Source organism: Arthrobacter sp. 05L428 (assembly GCF_056397665.1).
Map to the genome: position 1 here is coordinate 115,368 of NZ_JBFTNW010000009.1, position 17,158 is coordinate 132,525.

The 17,158-nt window shown below is 69.3% G+C and carries 18 protein-coding genes; 6 read left to right on the plus strand and 12 right to left on the minus strand.

Annotated elements, in window-relative coordinates:
- Positions 1 to 48 precede the first annotated feature (48 nt).
- From pcaC to AC1DH3_RS15220, 8 genes are all read right to left on the minus strand, one after another.
- Positions 49 to 510 (minus strand): 4-carboxymuconolactone decarboxylase, encoded by a 462-nt coding sequence (gene pcaC / locus AC1DH3_RS15185; RefSeq protein WP_476909675.1) that lies wholly within the window; start codon positions 508 to 510, stop codon positions 49 to 51.
- A complete protein-coding gene (locus AC1DH3_RS15190; protein WP_441419201.1) occupies positions 507 to 1,325 on the minus strand; it encodes an alpha/beta fold hydrolase in 819 nt (272 codons plus the stop codon). Before AC1DH3_RS15190 ends, pcaC begins: the two co-directional genes overlap by 4 nt.
- On the minus strand, positions 1,318 to 2,802 hold the full coding sequence (locus tag AC1DH3_RS15195) for a lyase family protein (protein ID WP_441419200.1): 1,485 nt from the start codon (positions 2,800 to 2,802) through the stop codon (positions 1,318 to 1,320). The genes AC1DH3_RS15190 and AC1DH3_RS15195 overlap by 8 nt, the downstream gene beginning before the upstream one ends.
- Positions 2,799 to 3,410 carry a protocatechuate 3,4-dioxygenase subunit alpha gene (gene pcaG / locus AC1DH3_RS15200; RefSeq protein WP_441419199.1) on the minus strand — a complete coding sequence of 204 codons (612 nt, stop codon included), beginning with the start codon at positions 3,408 to 3,410 and terminating at the stop codon, positions 2,799 to 2,801. Before pcaG ends, AC1DH3_RS15195 begins: the two co-directional genes overlap by 4 nt.
- Positions 3,403 to 4,311, minus strand: coding sequence for a protocatechuate 3,4-dioxygenase subunit beta (gene pcaH / locus AC1DH3_RS15205; RefSeq protein ID WP_441419198.1), 909 nt, complete (start codon positions 4,309 to 4,311; stop codon positions 3,403 to 3,405). Before pcaH ends, pcaG begins: the two co-directional genes overlap by 8 nt.
- Positions 4,312 to 4,356: 45 nt before the next feature.
- The gene (locus AC1DH3_RS15210; protein WP_476909676.1) at positions 4,357 to 6,327 is read right to left on the minus strand and encodes a TIM barrel protein; all 1,971 of its coding nucleotides are present in this window, start codon (positions 6,325 to 6,327) and stop codon (positions 4,357 to 4,359) included.
- On the minus strand, positions 6,327 to 7,208 hold the full coding sequence (locus AC1DH3_RS15215) for a shikimate dehydrogenase (protein ID WP_441419196.1): 882 nt from the start codon (positions 7,206 to 7,208) through the stop codon (positions 6,327 to 6,329). The genes AC1DH3_RS15210 and AC1DH3_RS15215 overlap by 1 nt, the downstream gene beginning before the upstream one ends.
- Before the next feature lie 126 nt (positions 7,209 to 7,334).
- Positions 7,335 to 8,177 carry an IclR family transcriptional regulator gene (locus tag AC1DH3_RS15220; RefSeq protein ID WP_476893379.1) on the minus strand — a complete coding sequence of 281 codons (843 nt, stop codon included), beginning with the start codon at positions 8,175 to 8,177 and terminating at the stop codon, positions 7,335 to 7,337.
- 226 nt (positions 8,178 to 8,403) lie between these two features.
- Here AC1DH3_RS15220 and AC1DH3_RS15225 point away from each other — a divergent pair, with 226 nt between their 5' ends.
- Positions 8,404 to 9,723, plus strand: a complete 1,320-nt coding sequence (locus tag AC1DH3_RS15225) for an MFS transporter (protein WP_441419194.1) — start codon at positions 8,404 to 8,406, stop codon at positions 9,721 to 9,723.
- 159 nt (positions 9,724 to 9,882) lie between these two features.
- On the opposite strand, the gene AC1DH3_RS15230 is transcribed toward AC1DH3_RS15225, so the two are convergent.
- Positions 9,883 to 10,959, minus strand: a complete 1,077-nt coding sequence (locus AC1DH3_RS15230; protein ID WP_476909677.1) for an ATP-dependent DNA ligase — start codon at positions 10,957 to 10,959, stop codon at positions 9,883 to 9,885.
- Between the two features lie 270 nt (positions 10,960 to 11,229).
- Between AC1DH3_RS15230 and AC1DH3_RS15235 the strand changes: the two genes are divergently transcribed.
- Positions 11,230 to 11,466: a hypothetical protein gene (locus AC1DH3_RS15235; RefSeq protein ID WP_441419192.1), complete on the plus strand. Its 237-nt coding sequence runs from the start codon at positions 11,230 to 11,232 to the stop codon at positions 11,464 to 11,466.
- Positions 11,467 to 11,470: 4 nt separating this feature from the next.
- Here AC1DH3_RS15235 and AC1DH3_RS15240 read toward each other — a convergent pair whose 3' ends face one another.
- The 3 genes from AC1DH3_RS15240 to AC1DH3_RS15250 are packed head-to-tail and all read right to left on the minus strand — an operon-like array spanning position 11,471 to position 13,151.
- A complete protein-coding gene (locus AC1DH3_RS15240; RefSeq protein ID WP_476909678.1) occupies positions 11,471 to 11,758 on the minus strand; it encodes a MoaD/ThiS family protein in 288 nt (95 codons plus the stop codon).
- Between the two features lie 8 nt (positions 11,759 to 11,766).
- Entirely contained in the window at positions 11,767 to 12,900 is a 1,134-nt protein-coding gene (locus AC1DH3_RS15245; RefSeq protein ID WP_476909679.1) for a WD40/YVTN/BNR-like repeat-containing protein, read from the minus strand.
- 50 nt (positions 12,901 to 12,950) lie between these two features.
- The gene (locus AC1DH3_RS15250; protein ID WP_441419189.1) at positions 12,951 to 13,151 is read right to left on the minus strand and encodes a hypothetical protein; all 201 of its coding nucleotides are present in this window, start codon (positions 13,149 to 13,151) and stop codon (positions 12,951 to 12,953) included.
- Positions 13,152 to 13,254: 103 nt separating this feature from the next.
- On the opposite strand from AC1DH3_RS15250, the gene AC1DH3_RS15255 reads away from it, so the two are divergent.
- The 4 genes from AC1DH3_RS15255 (at position 13,255) to AC1DH3_RS15270 (ending at position 16,995) form a co-directional block, all read left to right on the plus strand.
- A complete protein-coding gene (locus AC1DH3_RS15255) occupies positions 13,255 to 13,764 on the plus strand; it encodes a universal stress protein (protein WP_476909680.1) in 510 nt (169 codons plus the stop codon).
- Between the two features lie 234 nt (positions 13,765 to 13,998).
- On the plus strand, positions 13,999 to 14,346 hold the full coding sequence (locus AC1DH3_RS15260) for a metal-sensitive transcriptional regulator (RefSeq protein WP_476909681.1): 348 nt from the start codon (positions 13,999 to 14,001) through the stop codon (positions 14,344 to 14,346).
- A gap of 73 nt (positions 14,347 to 14,419) precedes the next feature.
- Positions 14,420 to 14,650, plus strand: coding sequence for a heavy-metal-associated domain-containing protein (locus AC1DH3_RS15265; RefSeq protein ID WP_476909682.1), 231 nt, complete (start codon positions 14,420 to 14,422; stop codon positions 14,648 to 14,650).
- A 137-nt stretch (positions 14,651 to 14,787) separates the two neighbouring features.
- Complete coding sequence (locus tag AC1DH3_RS15270; RefSeq protein WP_476909687.1) at positions 14,788 to 16,995, plus strand: heavy metal translocating P-type ATPase; 2,208 nt, start codon at positions 14,788 to 14,790, stop codon at positions 16,993 to 16,995.
- Positions 16,996 to 17,158: the final 163 nt, after the last annotated feature.

Consider the following 17,158-nt stretch of genomic DNA (forward strand, 5'->3'; position numbering starts at 1 on the left):
CTGGCAGTTGTTGTCGTTTTCAGCCCTCAAAACGACAACTATTGCGAGCTAGTTGGGTGGGGTGGCCTCGTCCATGGAGTGGAAGACCTGCTGCGCGGTCTTGAAGGCGGTGTTGGCGGAGGGAACGCCGCAGTAGATGGCGGTCTGCAGCAGGATTTCCTTGATCTCGTCCCTGCTCAGGCCGTTGGTGATGGCGGCACGGATGTGCATCGCGAGTTCTTCCCAGTGGCCGTGGGCCACCATCGCGGTGATGGTGACGGCGGAGCGCATCTGGCGGCTGATCCCGGGCCGGGTCCAGATCCCGCCCCAGGCGATCCGGGTGATCATGTCCTGGAAGTCCTCGGTGAAGGAATCCTTGTTGGCGTTGGCCCGGTCCACGTGGGCCGCGCCGAGCACCTCGCGGCGGACCTTCATGCCGCCGTCGTAGATCTCCTGGCTGGTGGCGTCCGGCTGCACGACGCCGTTCCGTTCCGGGCCGGCCTGCGGGCCGCCGGGCCGGGGGCCGGTCACTTTGCGGCTCCGCGGGATTCGGTCCAGCTGATCAGGCTGCGCAGCAGTTCGGCCACGTGCCCCGGGGCCTCGAAGGGTGCCAGGTGGGATACGCCCTCCAGCGTCGCGGCGCTGGCCGTGCCCCCGCCGGCGGTGATGCCGGCGGCGATCTCCTCGGCGAACGAGGGCGGGGCGACGGTGTCCTCGGCGCCGGCCAGGGCCTGGGTGGGGACCCGGATGCTGCCGAGTTCGTCCCGCACGTCGAAGCCGGCCAGGGCCTCGCAGCAGAAGGCGTAGCTGAACCGGTCCGCGTCCCGCAGGGTGTGCAGCAGTCGGCTGCTGAGCTCGGGCTGACGCTCCATGAAGCCCTGCGCGAACCAGCGCTGGGCGGAGCCCTCGATCATCACTCCGGTGCCCTGGTTGCGGACGGTTTCGGCCCGTTCCAGCCAGCCTTCCGGGGTGCCGATCTTCGCGCCGCTGCACTGCACGGACAGGCTCTTGAGCCGTTCGCCGTGCCTGATGCCCAGCTGCAGGCCAGTGGCCCCGCCGAGGGAGACTCCGGCGTAGTGGAACCGCGCGCCGGGCGCGATCGAGTCGACCAGTTCGATGACGGCGTCGGCCAGTTCGGCGACGGAAAAGGATTCGGCGGCGGCCGGGGAGACGCCGTGGCCGGGCAGGTCCCAGGCGACGACGTCGACGTCGTTGCCTAGCAGTGCGCCGGCCTGGCTCCAGAGCAGCGTGGAGGTGCCCAGCGACGGGCCCACCACGAGGAGGGGCTTATCGCCGAGCTCGCGCACGGGCGAGAGCAGTACGGCCTTGACGGTTGGTCTAGCCACGGTGGGCTCCGTTCTCTTCGGTCGCTTGGTTCGGTTCGATATGAGGGGGCAGGGCCGCCGCGAAGTCGGGCCACGCCGCGAGGATGCGTCGTGAGATTTCGGCGGCCTGGCCGAGGTAGTTGGCCGGGTCCAGCAACTCCTCAAGCCGCTCGTCGGAGAGCAGTTCGGCCGGGACGGCCGCGCGGAGCAGCTTGCGGTAGGTGCTTGGCTGTTCGGCCGCCGGCGCCTGCAGGGTCTGGTCCACCACGTCCTGGAGCCGTCGTGGGCCGTCCGCGCCCAGCAGCGGGCCGACGGCGGCAGTCACCGCCTCGGAGAGCAGCAGCGGGCCGGACAGGTCCAGGTTCCGGCGCATCGCCGACGGGAAGACCTGCAGGCCCTCGGCCAGTTCGCGGAGCTGTCCGGCGGCGCCCAGGCCCAGCCGGAGCAGGGAACGCAGCGCGGGCCACTCGCTGTGCCAGGCGCCGTCGGCACGTTCGTCGTTGAAATTGGCCGCCGCGAGGTGCAGCTGCGCCGCCAGCGCCGGTGCCTGCAGCGCGGCGCTGCGGACCAGCACGGACAGCACCGGGTTTTGCTTTTGTGGCATGGCCGAGGAGCCTCCCCGGCCCGCGGCCCGCGGTTCGGCGAGTTCGGCCACCTCCGGGCGGCTCAGGAAGAGCACGTCGGCGGCGATTTTGCCAGCGGCGTCCGTCACGGCTGCCAGGGCGTCGCCGAGCGCGGTGACCGCGAGCCGGTTGGTGTGCCAGGGCGCCGGGGCAGCGGCCAGTCCCAGCCGGGCGGCCAGGCGGTCGGCCAGGTCGAGCGGCGCGAGGGCCGAGCCTTCGGTCAGCACGGTGCCGGCCGCCAGGGTTCCGGCGGCTCCCCCGGTCTGCACCGGCAGCTCCAGTGCCTCGAGCCGGCGCGCGGCAGCGGCGAGCCCGTGGAACCACTGCGCGGCTTTGAGCCCGAAGCTGAACGGCAGCGAGTGCTGGGTCAGGCTCCGGCCCACGCACAGCGTCTGCTGGTGCCGCTCCGCGAGGGCGGCGAGGGCCGCCGTCGTGCGTTTGACGTCGGTGAGCAGTTCCCCAACGGTTCCGGCTGCCAGCAGCATCAGGGCGGAGTCGAGCACGTCCTGGCTGGTCAGCGAGGTGTGCACGGCGCGTCCGGCGCCGATGCCGGCCGTGTCGAGGGCCGTGACCTGCTTGCGGAGGTCGGCAAGCAGCGGGATCACCGGATTGGCGCCGCCCTGGGCTCGGACGGCGATTGAAGCGATGTCGTAGCGTCCGACGTCGGCGGCCTCCGCCACGAGGGCGGCGGACCCGGCCGGGGCCAGGGACGCTTCCTCGAGGACCGCGGCCCAGCCGGCTTCGACCCGGAGGATGGCGGCGAGCACCGCGCGGTCCCCGGTCAGCGCCGCCACCCGGGGCGACGCCGACACGGGGCTTAGCAGGCCGAAATCGCCGTCCCGGCCGGCAGCTGCGTCACCGTTGGGAATCGTCACTGCGAAGCGTCCTGAACGCCGGCATCCTCGATGCTACTGGCTTCAGCGCCGTCGCCTTCAAAATCGAGGAACACCGTCTCGCCCTCGCCCTGCAGCCGGATGTCCCAGCTGAGGCCGCCGTCGGGATCGCGCCGGGCGATCAGGGTGCGGCGGCGTGCCGGCTCCAGGGCGGACAGCAGCGGGTCGGCGGCGAGGGCCTCCTCGTTCTCCGGCAGGTAGACGCGGGTGAAGAGCCGGTTCATCAGGCCGCGGGCGAACACGACCACGGAGATGAACGGTGCGGCGCCGGGCGCGGTGGGGCCCGGGTTGACGGTGGTGAAGGTGAAGACGCCGGTGTTGCCGACGGCACTGCGGCCGAAGCCGGTGAAGGTGTAGCCGTCGCGGACCAGGGAGCCGGTCCGCTGCGGGACCTGGCCCTCGGCGTCGGCCTGCCAGATCTCCAGGATGGCGTCCGGGACCGGATGGCCGGCGCCGTCGAACACGGTGCCCTGCAGGCGGATCGAGCCGGCGGACCCGGGGGCCAGCAGCTCCCGGTCCTTCGCGTAGGGCAGTGCGTAGCCGTAGAACGGGCCCACCGTCTGGCCGGGTGTGGGGGTCAATTTACTCATGGTCGTCTCCTTCTGCGCCCAGCGCCTCGTTCTCGGTCCAGGTCCGCTTCGAACCGGTCAGGACAATGTCCCAGTTGTAGGCCAGCGCCCACTCCGGCTTGGTCTGATCATGGTTGTAGCTGGCGACCAGGCGGTCCCGCGCGTCCTGGTCCACGATCGACTGGTAGATCGGGTCCAGGGCGAAGAGCGGGTCGCCGGGGAAGTACATCTGCGTGACGATCCGCTGCGTGAACTCCTGGCCGAAGAGGGAGAAGTGGATGTGGGCCGGCCGCCAGGCGTTCAGGTGGTTCTTCCACGGGTAGGCGCCGGGCTTGATCGTGGTGAAGCTGTAGGACCCGTCCGCGCCCGTGATGCAGCGGCCGACGCCGGTGAAGTTCGGGTCGAGCGGGGCCGGGTGCTGGTCGCGCTTGTGGATGTAGCGGCCCGAGGAGTTGGCCTGCCAGATTTCCACCAGCTGGCCCGCCACCGGCCGGCCGTCGCCGTCGAGCACGCGGCCGGAGACGATGATCCGCTCGCCCATCGGTTCGCCGTTGTGCTGGATGGTGAGGTCGGATTCGAGGGCGTGCACGTCCATGTGTCCGAAGGCCGGCGAGTACAGCTCAATGGTCTCGGGGTCCGCATGCTGCAGGCTCTTGGTCGGGTGCCGGAGGATGCTGCTGCGGTACGGGGGGTAGTCCAGCCGCGGCTGGGTTTCCGCCGCGGCGCCGTTGAGGCGGGCCTGCGCGTAGGCGTCGCCCAGTGCCTTCATCTCGTCGCTGAGGATCTGCTGCGATTCCGCGGCAGTGTCCAGGGCCGGAACAGCCTGCGCGGCGGCCTGCGGTGTGGCCTCGGGCGCTGCGTCGGACACGTCTTCGGTGATCGGGTCCGCGTTGAAAATTTCGAGGTTGATTTCTTCAGGCACAGCAGCCTCCTTTCGTTGGGGTGGGTCGAACCTGGCCGGGAGCGGTCAGGCGGTGAGTTTGAGCTGGTGCAGATGGTCGTACTGGACGGCATGCCGGACCGGGGCGTTGGGGGCCCCGTAGCCGTCGTAGGAGCCGCGGCGTTCCACCATCTCGAAGAACACGCTGCCGACGGTCGCGGTGTAGAAGTGCAGGAATTCGCCGTCGGCGTCACGGTCGTAGAGCAGGTTCAGCTCGCGGAGGGTGGCGAGGAACCCCGGATCCAGGTCGAAACGCGCGTCCAGGTCCTCGTAGTAGTTCGCCGGGATGCGCAGGAAGTCCAGGCCGCGGCCGCGGGCGGCCCGGGCCGTGGCCACAAGGTCATCCACCGCGAACGCGATGTGTTCCTGGTAGGTCCGGCGCTGGATTCCGGTGGGTGCGCCGCCGGCTGCGTCCTGGCCGCCCTCCTGCTGGTGCAGCGGGGCCAGGTTCAGCACCAGCCGCACTCCGCGGTCCCGGGTGGTCATCACCTGGGAGCGGACCAGCCCGGTGGGACTGGCCACTTCGGCGTACGGCTGCGGCTCGAGGGCCAGGGCGCTGGTGTAGAAGAGCACGGCCTCGTCGAAGTGCTGCCACGGCTGGGCGAGGTTGACGTGGTCGATCACGGCCTGCGGCCCCGCAGCCCTGCCTGCGGCTGCGCCGGCAGCGCCGTCTCCAGTGCCGTTTCCAGTTCCGGCGGGCGTGCCGAACTCGTTGACCCAGGCGGCGGTCCCGTCCGGACTGCCCTGGCACAGGAAGATTTCGGTGGAGTCCGGGGCGGCGAAGCCCTGGAAGATTTCCTCGTTCGCCTGGCTCTTGCGCGGCACTGCGGGGGCCTTGAGCTGCTGCGCCCTGGCGGCGGCGATCACGGGTGAGTCGACGTCGAAGCCGACCGCGGCAATGGCGGTCTCCGCCGCGGCGGGGGCTTCCTCGTTGATGATCACGCGCGCGTGGCCCATGGTCCACAATTGCACATTCTTGGTCCGGTGCCGGCCGTTGAACGCGAAGCCGAGCTGGCCCAGCAGGGTCTCCAGGGTGGCGGTGTCGGCGGCCCGCACCTCGGCGAAGTTGAAGCCAGCCGGTTCGGTCACCTGCGGCAGCGTGGCCAGTTCCATCGGATGACGACGGCGGCCGGCGGTCCCGGCGGCCGTTTCGGCCGCCTCTGGCGCCGAGGGGTGCGCCTCCAGCCACTGTGCGCTTTGTTCCTCGAGCCAGATCAGCGAACGCATGGCATCCACCGCGGTGCGCTCGACGTCGGACTGCCGGAAGACGTCGTTGAACACCTCCAGCGAGACCGGGCCGGAGTAGCCGGCACGGACCACATGGCCCATGAACTTGGCGAGCTCGAACTGCCCCTCGCCCGGGAAGACCCGGTAGTGCCGGCTCCAGGACAGCACGTCCATGGACAGCTTCGGGGCGTCCGCCACCTGGACGAAGAAAATCTTCTCGGGGTTGAACCGCTCGATCGGGGCCGTGTCCCAGTCCCGGGACAGGATGTGGAACGAGTCGAGGCAGGTGCCCAGGTTCGGGTGGTCCACCAGTTCCACGAGGCGGTGGGCGTGCTCGTAGTCGTTGACGTATTTGCCCCATGCCAGGGCCTCGTAGGCGACCTTCACACCGTGCTCGCCGGCGAGCGAGGCGAGCCGGGACAGCTGCCCGGCGCGGAGCTCGTCGTCGTCGATGCTGGCGGTGGCCACGTTGGAGCAGACCAGGATGGTGTCCATGCCCAGCCGGGACATCAGCCGGAACTTGGCCTCCGCCCGGCGCAGGTTGGCGGCGAGCAGCTCCTCCGGCACGCTGTCGAAGTCGCGGAACGGCTGGTACAGGTCGAGGCCGAGGCCCAGGTCCGCGGCCATCGACCGGATCTCCTCCGGGTTCAGCGAGGACGTCACGAGGTCCTGCTCGAAGATCTCGATCCCGTCGAACCCGGCGACGGCGCAGGCGTGCATCTTCTCCTTCAGGGTGCCGGAGAGGCAGACGGTGGCGATTCCGGTGCGCATCAGGCGGCCACCTCCTCGGCAGCGACGAGCTCCAGGAAGTGGGCCCGCATCCGGTCCGCGTCCGCTTCGAGGCCGGTGAAGATCCGGAACGCGTCGGCTGCCTGGCCCACGGCCATCCGGCCGCCGTCGAGCACCTCGCAGCCCTTGGCGCGGGCTTCGCGGACCAGTTCGGTCTCGATCGGCCGGTAGACGATGTCCGCGACCCAGTGCCGTGGTTCCAGCAGGGACATGTCCAGCGGGACACCGGGGTGGGCGGCCATGCCCACCGGGGTGCAGTGCACCAGCCCGTCGGCGAGCGGCATGAGCCCGGGAAGCTCGGCCGTCGTCCGGGCCGTGACCTGGCTGTGCGGGAAAAACCCGGCCAGTTCGGCCGCCCGGTCCGCGCAACGGGCCGCGTCCGTGTCCACGAGGTCCAGCCGCCGGACCCCGGCAGTCAACAGTGCGTAGGCGACAGCGGACCCGGCGCCGCCGGCGCCGAGCTGCACGACGCGGTCCAGCTTCGCCCCGGGCAGGCCGGAGGCGAGGGCGGAGGCAAAGCCGGAGAAATCGGTGTTGTGGCCGATGAAGCGGCCGTCGCGGATGGTCACGGTGTTGACGGCACCGAGGCGCCGGGCGTCCGGCGAGATCTCGTCGAGGTGTTCCAGCACCAACTGCTTGCACGGGTGGGTGATGTTCAAGCCGTTGAAGCCGAGCCGCTGGGCGCCGGTCAGGAGTTCCCCGACGGCCTGGCCGGGGAGGCCCAGTTCGGTGAGGTCAATGGGGCGGTAAAGATACCGGAGGCCCTGCACATCGCCTTCGCGTTCATGCATGGGGGGCGTGAGGGACGGCGTCACGCCATCGCCTACGAGGCCCACGAGGAAGGACTCTGCTCGATTGCTCATCCGTCTAGCTCCTTTGACAACGGCACTCGGCGACCGCAATGGGGGCGGCAGGCCGGGTGGTAGGGATTACATTACCGCAGGTGTTCACATATTGCACTGATGTTCTTATTGCGAACATATATTTCTTCATTGCTGGGGCAGCCGGGCAGAGAGCTCGGCCGCGGCGGATTGGAGCAGCGGCACGAGGGCCACAAGGGCCTCCATGCTCATCCGGAAGACGGGCACAGCGGTGGCCAGCGAGGCGAAGGCGTGGCCTTGGGAGTTGAAGACCGGGACGGCGACGGCGCGCATGCCCAGCTCGTTTTCCTCGTCCATGGTGGCGTAGCCCCGCTTCCGGACCAGCTCGATTTCGGCCCGGAACGCATCCCGGTCCGTGATGGAGAGTTCCGTCAGGGGCTCCAGTTCGAGGTCCTGCACCAGACGGTCCCGGGTGGCATCGTCGGCAAACGCAACCAGCGCCTTGCCCACCGAGGTAGTGTGCAGCGCGCCGAGGTGGCCCGGATCGGAGGTGACGCGGAAGGTCTGCGGACCGTCGACCTTGTTGACGGTGAGGTGGTGGTTTCCGTCACGCACCGAAAGGATGGTGGCCTCGCCGGTCTCCTCGGTGACGCGCCGCAGGATGGGAAGCGCCGTGCCGGCGAAGCCATGGTGGTTGGATACCCGCTGGCCGAGCTGGAAGACGCGCAGGCCCAGATGATAGCGGCGGCCGTCCGGCTCGTAGTCCACAAAGCCGTCCCTGGTCAGCGAACCGAGCAGGCGGTACGTGGTGCTGAAGGGCAGTTCCGCCCGGCGCGAGAGCTCCGCGGCACTGGCTCCGCGGGGTTCATCGCCGAGCAGGACCAGCAGGCCCAGAGCCTTGCCCACCATATCGGTGCGCGAGTCCTCCTTGGCCGGGCGCGCAGGCTTCGCGGTCTCTTCATCGGGGGCCCCGGCAGCGAGGTCCGGCTCTGTGTCTTGATTCACACTCATGCATCGATGTTCTCACATAGTGAGAGCTATTGCTAGATCGTGATTATTTTCCTTGACAAGTGACCGCGCTCACAGCCATGCTTGCTACATCGCACAAGTAGCTCCCACCATGTGGCTACTAGTCCGGGTCTTTCCTCGGTCCACCGGCTGCCGCACACTTGAAGCCACCGGCCGGCAGGACCCTCCCGATCCATCCGCGACAACGTCGTCACATCAAAGGAACACCATGAGCCAGACACTCCCGTCTACGACGCCGGGCACTGCCGCACCGGCCGGGACGCCTAAGAAGGCGGCCCTCGCCAGCTTCCTGGGCAGCGCCGTCGAGTACTACGACTTCTTCATTTTCGGGTCCGCCGCCGCCCTGATTTTTCCGAAGGTCTTCTTCCCGGACGCGGACGCCAACGCCGCCATCATGTCCTTCGCGACCTTCGGCTTCGCCTATGTGGCCCGTCCCGTCGGCGCCGTCATCCTGGGCCACTTCGGTGACCGGGTGGGCCGCCGGAAGGTCCTGATGTTCACGCTGCTGCTGATGGGCGCCTCCACCTTTGTGATCGGCTGCCTGCCGGACTTCAAGACCGTCGGCTGGTGGGCCCCCGTGCTGTTGGTGATTGCCCGGCTCTGCCAGGGCCTCTCCGCCGCCGGTGAGCAGGCCGGCGCCTCCTCCATGACCCTGGAGCACGCACCGGACAACCGCCGTTCGTTCTTCACCTCCTGGACCCTGACCGGCACCCAGGGCGGCCAGATCCTTGCCGCACTCGTCTTTATCCCCGTCCTTGCCCTGCCTGACGAGGTCAAGTACGGCATCGGCTGGCGCATCCCGTTCTGGCTCAGCGCCGTCGTCGTCGTGGTTGCTTTCTTCATCCGCCGCACCCTGCACGAGCCGCCGGCCTTCGAGGAGGCCCAGAAGAGCGCCCAGATTTCCAAGCTCCCGGTCGCCGACCTGCTGAAGCACCACTGGCGCGACGTGCTCCGCGTTGTCGCATGCGCCTTCATCGCCGCCGTCTCCACCGTGTTCGGTACCCTGGCCATCAGCTACGCGAAGAATGTCGCCAACGTGGACGGCACCGTCACGCTGTGGCTGGTCGTGGGCGCCAACCTCGTGGCACTCGGTACCCAGCCGCTCTTCGGCAAGCTGGCCGACCGGATCGGACGCAAGCCGGTCTTCATCTACGGCGCTCTCTCCAGCGCGCTGCTGACCCCGGTATTCCTGCTCAGCCTCGAATCCGGCAGCGTCCCGCTAATGTTCCTGGCCGCAATCGGCTTCTTCTCCTTCGGCTACGCGGCCTCCAACGCCGTCTGGCCGTCCTTCTACGCCGAAATGTTCAGCACCAGGGTCCGCTTCTCCGGCCTGGCGATCGGCACCCAGCTCGGCTTCCTGATGGCAGGCTTCGCCCCGGCAATCGTGGCGGCCATGGGCGGCATCAAGCCCGGCGGCTGGGTTCAGATCACCATCTTCACCGGGATCATCTGCGCCATCGCCGCCATCTCCGCGCTGACCGCCAAGGAAACCTTCAAGGTTCCCACCAAGGAGCTCGGCCTGCGCTAAGGCCCCCGACGGGCAAGGGCATCCGCGACGCTCCCGCCCAGTTCTTATTGGAAAAGCCCGGCGTGTTCGGTGAACACGCCGGGCTTTTCCGCGTGTCGGCGGTGTTGCGGGCAAAAGAACCGGGCGGGAGCGTCGTGTGGACCGCCCGACCGCGGGAGTTCAGCCCTGGCCGGCGCCCAGCACGGCGGCCAGGTCGTAGCTCACCGGCTCCTCCAGCTGGGCGTAGGTGCAGGACCGGGGCTCCCGGTCCGGCCGCCAGCGGACGAACTGGGTGGTGTGCCGGAAACGCGCGCCCTCCATGTGGTCATACTTCACCTCGACCACCCGCTCCGGGCGCAGGGGCGTGAAGCCCAGGTCCTTGCCCCCGCTCCACCGGCTGCCCTCGGCGTTGCGCGGCGTCCGGGCCCCCTCCTCCTGCCTGGCCCACGCCCACGGGTGGTCGGCAAAATCGGTGACGAGTGGCTGGAGTTCCTCGAACAGCTCCTTGCGGCGCTGCATCGGGAACGCACCCACCACACCCACGTTGGCGAGCACGCCGTCGTCGTCGTAGAGCCCCAGCAGCAGCGAACCGATCCGGTCCGGGCCGGAGGTGTGCACCCGGTAACCGGCGAGGACACAGTCAGCGGTGCGTTCGTGCTTGACCTTGAACATGGTGCGCTTGTCCGGCTGGTAGCTGGAGTCAAGCGCCTTGGCCACGATCCCGTCCAGGCCGGCGCCTTCGAACTGCCGGAACCACGTCGCCGCGGTGTCCCGGTCCGCGGTGGCGGCGGTTAAGTGCACCGGCGCGGAGCTGTCCGCGAGCACCCGCTCGAGGGCCGCCCGGCGCTCCCCGAAGGGCCGGGCGGTGAGATCCTCGTCGTCGAGGGCCAGCAGGTCGAAGGCAACGAAACTTGCGGGGGTCTGGGCGGCGAGCAGCCGGACGCGGCTCGCCGCCGGGTGGATCCGCTGCTGGAGGGCATCGAAGTCCAGGCGGTCCCCCGCGGCGCCGACCAGGACGATCTCGCCGTCGAGAACGCAGCGCGGCGGGAGGTTTGCCTTGAGTGACTCCACGAGCTCCGGGAAGTACCGGGTCAGGGGTTTGCCGTTGCGGCTGCCGATCTCCACCTCGTCGCCGTCGCGGAAGATGATGGAACGGAATCCGTCCCACTTGGGCTCAAAACTCATCGAACCCTCCGGCAGGGCGCTTACGGCTTTCGCCAGCATCGGCGCGATCGGGGGCATCAGCGGCAGTCGCATACGGCCCATTCTGTCCGGGCCGGCCGCCGACGTCGACCCCCGGGCGGCCAGCCGGGGGCCAGCGGCCAGTCGGGGGCTAGCGGCCGGCCTTCGTGCGGATTTCCACGACAGAGCCTGCGTGCCCCTGAGCCGGCGGCCCTGGCGCGGAAATCAGGACGGCCCGGAAAACTAACCCACCGCTTACCGGGCCGAAACGCAGCGGCAACAATGGCGCAGGACACTGGAAGTGCCGGCAAGAGCAGGCACCAGCTCCAGTCCAGGAGGCCCGCCATGTTGAAGGAAGCCAAAGCCCAGACCACCCGCATCCGCGCCCTCGACCAGTTGCACCGCGGCGACGAGATCGAGGCCCGCCTGCGCGTCGGCCCCAACTACGACGACGTCGTGATCCGCCGCGGCAGCGTGCAGGAAACGGCGCCGGGGATCGGCGTCGTCTGGATCCTGGACCGGCAATCGGGCACGCGCAAGGCGGTCAACGCCGACGAGTGCACCCTCTGGCGCGTGGCCTAACGAGCTAGCCGCCGGCGACGGACTGGATGATCAGGACCTCCTGGCCGGGCGCCACTTCCGTGCCGAGGCCCTGCAGCCGCCGGATTTCATTCCCGTTGACGTATATATTCACGTAGCGGCGGACGGCTCCGGTTTCGTCCCGCAGCCGCCGGGACAGGGCGGGGAAGTCCCCGGCCACAGTTTCCAGCACCCATTGGACCGTTACGGCCCCGTCCGCGGGCGCAGTCAGGATGGACTGCCCGCCGGCCAGCGGTTGGAGGACGCTGGGAAGCAGCACACTGATCTCAGGCACAGTTAGCCTCAAGCGGAAGCCGCGGCAACGCGCGCCGCAGGCGCCGGGGCGCCGACAACAGCCGCGGCCCGCACGCACAGCACGTCGGGCAGGTGCGAGGCGACCTCGGTGAAGTGTTCACCTTCGTCGGCGCTGGCGTAGACGCTGCCGCCGCGGGTCCCAAAGTAGACTCCGGCGGGTTCGGCGGCGTCGACGCAGGCCGCGTCGCGGAGCACGGAATTGAACTCTGCCCCGGGCAGGCCGGCATCCAGCCGCTTCCAGCTCGCGCCGGCGTCGTCGGTCCGGTGCACGGCAAGCTTTCCGCCGGGCGGGATCCGTTCGCCGTCGGCCTTCAGCGGGATGACCCAGGCTGTGCCCGCGCGGCGCGGGTGCGTCAGCATGACAAAGCCGAAGTCCGCCGGCAAGCCCTCGGCAATCGATTCCCAGTTCTCGGCGTCGTCATCGCTGCGGTAGACGCCGTGGTGGTTCTGCGCGTACAGGCGCCCGTCCACCGCGGCGTCGGCGGCAATCTTGTGGACGCACTGGCCGAATTCGGGGTTGGGATCGGGCATGAAGTAAGCCGAGATCCCCATGTTCCGCGGCTCCCAGGACGTCCCGCCGTCGAGCGAGCGGTAGACACCGCCGGTGCTCATGGCGACGTGCACCTTCTCCCCGTCCGGGTTGACGACGATCGAATGTGCCGCCGCCCCGCCGTAGCCGGCCCCCCATTCACTGCGGTGCGGGTGGTCCCAGAGGCCGCGGTTGAGCTCGAAGTGTTCGCCGCCGTCGGTGGATTTCCAGACCGAGATCGGCTCGCACCCGGCCCAGACGACGCCGGGGCGCGACTCCGCGTCGGGGTGGATCTGCCAGACGCGCTCCAGCGCGGCGTCGGTGTCCTCGGGAAAGCGGATGGCTCCGTTTTCCGGCTCGTTCCAGGTTTCGCCAAGGTCGTCAGAGTGGAAGACGGTGGGTCCCCAGTGTTCCGAGCGGACCCCGACGAGGATGCGGGTCCGGCCTTCGCGCGTGTCGATTCCGATGCTTGGGATCTCGCTCATCAGGAAATGCGGTCCGGAGAGGGACCAGTTTTGCCGGTCCGGGCTGCTGGCCAGCCAGAGCCCTTTCTTGGTGCCGATCGCCAGGACATAACTTTCTGCGGTAGCCATGCCCTACATGCAACCACCGCGGCCCGGCTGCCGCAATGGTTTTTCGGGGGTCAATCGACGAATTCAGACTGGGTTTCGACGAAGTCCCAGTCGGCGGCGCTCAGGACGCCGGTGGCCTTGTCCGGATGCGGGCCGCCGGCCTCGGCGATGCCCTGCAGCACCGGGAGCGGTAACTCCTCGGCCCGCAGGTTGCCGCGCAGCCATTCCTTGCTGGCAAGGTCCAGGTCCAGCCACCACATGAAGATTTCCACCGCTGCCGCCCTTCCCGTGTCCTCCAACCGTAGGCCCGGCGCCGGAGTCGATCAAGGGAGGAAGGCCCTAGCCGGGCCGGAAGAGCCGGGGCAAGAATTGGGTATGCCCGCAGAGCGCACGAGCCCAGCACCTCTGGTTGTCGGCGTCCTCCCGGGCCAGCCCCCGGAGGTGCTTGAAACGGCGGTGACACTGGCGAGAAGCCTTTCCGCCCCGCTGGTCTGTGCCTACGTGGACGAGGCCAGCTACCTCGTGGAGTGGGATCCGACCCGGTCCGCGCACCGGCTCTCGCTCCACCCGGAGGCCGACAATGCGGAGATCCGGGCAGCCACCGAGCGGCTGCGGTCCGAGATCGCCGCCGTCTGCGATGTCCCGGGGGTGGAATGGAACCTGCGGACCTTGGCCGGGGATCCCGCCCGGGCGCTCGGCCGGCTGGCGGCGGACGCCGGTGCGGCCATGATCATCGTCGGTACCCCCGAACCCGGACTCGGGCACCGGCTCACTGCTGCACTCAACGGATCGGTGGCCGCCTGGCTCAGCCATCATCAGGACCGCCCGGTCCTCATCGTCCCGGTGCGGTCCAGCGGGGCGGGCAGGCCCCGCCGCGGCTCCTGACCGGCCCGGGAAAATAAAGCGAAAGTAGTTATTCGAGGTGCTGGCGCATGGTCTCTACTGCCAAGTAAGGTTGTATTCGTAGGCGGGAAACCCCTACCCCATAGCTGCTCCGGAGTGCGTATCCCCCAATAACGCACTCCGGAGCTCTTTAATTTCCGGACAGAATTCCCTTTCCCGGCACGGTACCCCCGGAGGGTACTTGCCATATACCCCTGGGGGGTATAACTTGATGAGATGAACGAGTCCGACGCGTCCATCGTGGCGCCCCTGGAGGGCGCACCGCCCCAGCAGCACGGCTACACCGCCAACAAGGACGCCTACCTCAAGCGGCTCAAACGGATCGAGGGCCAGGTCCGCGGCATTGCCCGGATGGTCGATGAGGACAAGTACTGCATCGACATCCTGACCCAGGTCGCCGCCGTCACCAAGGCCCTGCACGCCGTCAGCCTCGGTCTGGTGGAAGAACACATCGGCCACTGCGTGGTCGGGGCGGCCGCGGAACCGGATCCGGAACTTCGCGCCGAAGCCATCGACTTCAAAGTGAAGGAGGCCACCGATGCCATCGGGCGCCTGCTGCGGTAGCGGCAACACCACTCACCACACCTCCCAAAACACGACCGGACTGGTAAACCAGTCCCCCACCAAGGAGCAAGCCATGAGCACCGTTTCCACCACCGTCGAGGTATCCGGGATGACCTGCGGGCACTGCGTGTCCTCCGTCTCCGAAGAACTTGAAGCGCTGGCGGGCGTCGAAAGCGTCGACGTCGACCTCAACGCGGGCGGGATCTCCACCGTCACCATCACCTCCGACAAAACACTCTCGCCCGCCGAAATCGGCGAAGCGGTCGCCGAGGCGGGCTACCTGGTGGTCGCGAACGAGGCCTGAGCCCGGCGCCGGGCGGCCTCCCGGAAGCAGGACCTGAGCAGGACTTCACCGAGCACGACCGAGGAGAACATACCGTGAGCAACGCGCAACTGCTGGACCAGTCCGGAAGCCGGGTGATTGAACTCGACATCGAGGGCATGACCTGCGCCTCCTGCGTCGGCCGGGTCGAGCGCAAGTTGGGAAAGCTCGACGGCGTGCAGGCTTCGGTTAACCTCCCGCTGGAGTCCGCCCGTGTCACCGTCCCGGCCAACATCTCAGACGAGCAGATCGCTGCGACAGTGAACGCCGCCGGTTACAAGGCCACGGTGCGGACCCTGCGGGAGCCTGCCTCCCCGGCCGAGGAGACTGCCGCAGGACCTGCGGCGACGCTGAAGCCCCGGCTGGTTGTCGCGGCCGCCCTCACCGTCCCGGTCTTCGTGCTCTCGATGCTCCCGGCCGTCCAGTTCCCGAACTGGGGCTGGGTTGCCGCCGCGCTGGCGTTGCCGGTGGTCAGCTGGGCGGCGTGGCCGTTTCACCGGGCCGCGGCAGTGAACGCCCGGCATCTGTCGTCCACCATGGACACGCTGGTGTCGATCGGCGTATCGGCTGCCTATATCTTCTCGGCCTGGCAGCTCCTGGCCGATCCCCGCCTGACCGAGCACCCGGGCATGGAGGGCATGGGTTCGGCCGGCCTGTACTTCGAGGTCGCCTCGGTCGTCACGACCTTCCTGCTGCTCGGCCGCTACCTGGAGGCGAACGCCAAGCGCAAGGCCGGTGACGCGCTCAAGGCCCTGCTGGATCTGGGCGCCAAGGATGCCACCGTGCTCCGCGACGGCACCGAGTTCCCGGTGCCCGCGGACCGGCTCCGGGTCGGGGACGTCGTCGTGGTCCGCCCGGGCGAGAAGATCCCCACCGACGGCGTGGTCATCGAGGGCGCCTCCGCCGTTGACGCCTCCCTGGTGACGGGGGAATCGGTGCCGGTTGAAGTCGGTCCGGACAGCCCCGTCACGGGGGCCACCATCAACACCTCCGGCCGGATCCTGGTCCGCGCCACGCGGGTCGGCGCCGACACCACCCTGGCCCAGATGGGCCGGCTGGTCTCCCAGGCGCAGTCGGGGAAGGCCCCGATCGCCCGGCTCGCAGACCGCATCAGCGCCGTCTTCGTCCCCGTGGTCCTCGCCATCGCCGCGCTCACCTTCGGTGCGTGGCTGCTCTTGGCCGGGCCGGAGGTCAGCGACGCCGAGCTTCGCGCCGCCTTCACGGCGGCCGTCGCGGTGCTGGTGATCGCGTGCCCGTGCGCCCTGGGGCTCGCCACCCCGGTCGGCCTGCTCACTGGCACAGGCCGCGGCGCCCAGCTGGGCATCCTGATCAAGGGCCCGCAGGTGCTCGAGGACACCCGCACCGTGGATACCATCCTGCTGGACAAGACCGGCACCGTCACCACCGGGCACCTTGCCGTCGCCGGCACCCGCGCGTTCGCCCCGTTCAGCGAAAACGAGGTCCTGCGGCTCGCCGGCGCAGCGGAGGCCGCGTCCGAACACCCCATCGCCCGGGCCATCGCGGCAGCGGCGCTCAGCGCGGAGCGGGGGCGCGGCGACGACGCGCGGCTGCCCGCCGTCGTCGGCTTCCACTCGGCCCCGGGCGGCGGTGTCCGCGGCAGCGTGGAAGGCCGCCTCGTTACGGTGGGCCGGTCCGGCTGGCTGCAGGGGAACGGCGTTGCGGTCTCTGGAGCGCAGCGCGAAGCCTTGTCCGCCGCCGAGCAGTCCGGGGCCACCGCCATCTGGGTGGCCGTGGACGGCGAACCGGCGGGCATCGTGAGCCTGCGCGACACGCTGAAGCCCGGCTCCGCTGCGGCAATCGCCCGGCTTCGGGAGCTGGGGCTGCGGCCCATCCTGCTGACCGGCGACAACGCCGCGGTGGCCGGCCAGGTGGCCGCCGCCGTCGGCATCCCGCCGGAGGACGTCTTCGCGGGGGTCCTGCCGGAGGGCAAGGTCGACGCCGTGCGGAGGCTGCAGGCCGGCGGCGCCACGGTGGCCATGGCCGGCGACGGCGTGAACGACGCCGCAGCGCTGGCCCAGGCGGATCTGGGCATCGCGATGGGCTCCGGCACCGACGTCGCCATCGAAGCCGCGGACCTGACCGTGATGGGCAACGATCTGGGGCAGGTCGCGCAGGCCATCGAGCTGTCCCGCCGGACCCTGGCCACGATCAAGACGAACCTGTTCTGGGCCTTCTTCTACAACGCCATCGGCATTCCGGTTGCTGCGCTGGGCCTGCTCAACCCAATGATCGCCGGCGCGGCGATGGCGGCCAGCTCCGTGCTGGTGGTGGCCAACTCGCTGCGGCTGCGCAGCTTCGGCAAGTAACCCGATGGGGAGGCCTGCCCATCGACAGTTTTTTGCGCGGCAGGGTAGGTTCGAGGCATTGGATCTTCCGGATCAGCCGGGGGCCGCTGGGGATGCCGAGAGTTTCGGGTCCGGTGAACTAAGGAGTTTTTTCGAATGGCTATTTGGGGTGCAGATGTTGCTC

Excerpts from the sequence above, each read along its gene's own strand:
- pcaG (WP_441419199.1), bottom strand. The coding sequence starts at position 3,410 with ATGAGTAAATTGACCCCCACACCCGGCCAGACGGTGGGCCCGTTCTAC.
- AC1DH3_RS15210 (WP_476909676.1), bottom strand. The coding sequence starts at position 6,327 with ATGCGCACCGGAATCGCCACCGTCTGCCTCTCCGGCACCCTGAAGGAG.
- AC1DH3_RS15215 (WP_441419196.1), bottom strand. The coding sequence starts at position 7,208 with ATGAGCAATCGAGCAGAGTCCTTCCTCGTGGGCCTCGTAGGCGATGGC.
- AC1DH3_RS15220 (WP_476893379.1), bottom strand. The coding sequence starts at position 8,177 with ATGAGTGTGAATCAAGACACAGAGCCGGACCTCGCTGCCGGGGCCCCC.
- AC1DH3_RS15225 (WP_441419194.1), top strand. The coding sequence starts at position 8,404 with ATGAGCCAGACACTCCCGTCTACGACGCCGGGCACTGCCGCACCGGCC.
- AC1DH3_RS15230 (WP_476909677.1), bottom strand. The coding sequence starts at position 10,959 with ATGCGACTGCCGCTGATGCCCCCGATCGCGCCGATGCTGGCGAAAGCC.
- AC1DH3_RS15235 (WP_441419192.1), top strand. The coding sequence starts at position 11,230 with ATGTTGAAGGAAGCCAAAGCCCAGACCACCCGCATCCGCGCCCTCGAC.
- AC1DH3_RS15245 (WP_476909679.1), bottom strand. The coding sequence starts at position 12,900 with ATGGCTACCGCAGAAAGTTATGTCCTGGCGATCGGCACCAAGAAAGGG.
- AC1DH3_RS15255 (WP_476909680.1), top strand. The coding sequence starts at position 13,255 with ATGCCCGCAGAGCGCACGAGCCCAGCACCTCTGGTTGTCGGCGTCCTC.
- AC1DH3_RS15260 (WP_476909681.1), top strand. The coding sequence starts at position 13,999 with ATGAACGAGTCCGACGCGTCCATCGTGGCGCCCCTGGAGGGCGCACCG.
- AC1DH3_RS15265 (WP_476909682.1), top strand. The coding sequence starts at position 14,420 with ATGAGCACCGTTTCCACCACCGTCGAGGTATCCGGGATGACCTGCGGG.
- AC1DH3_RS15270 (WP_476909687.1), top strand. The coding sequence starts at position 14,788 with ATGACCTGCGCCTCCTGCGTCGGCCGGGTCGAGCGCAAGTTGGGAAAG.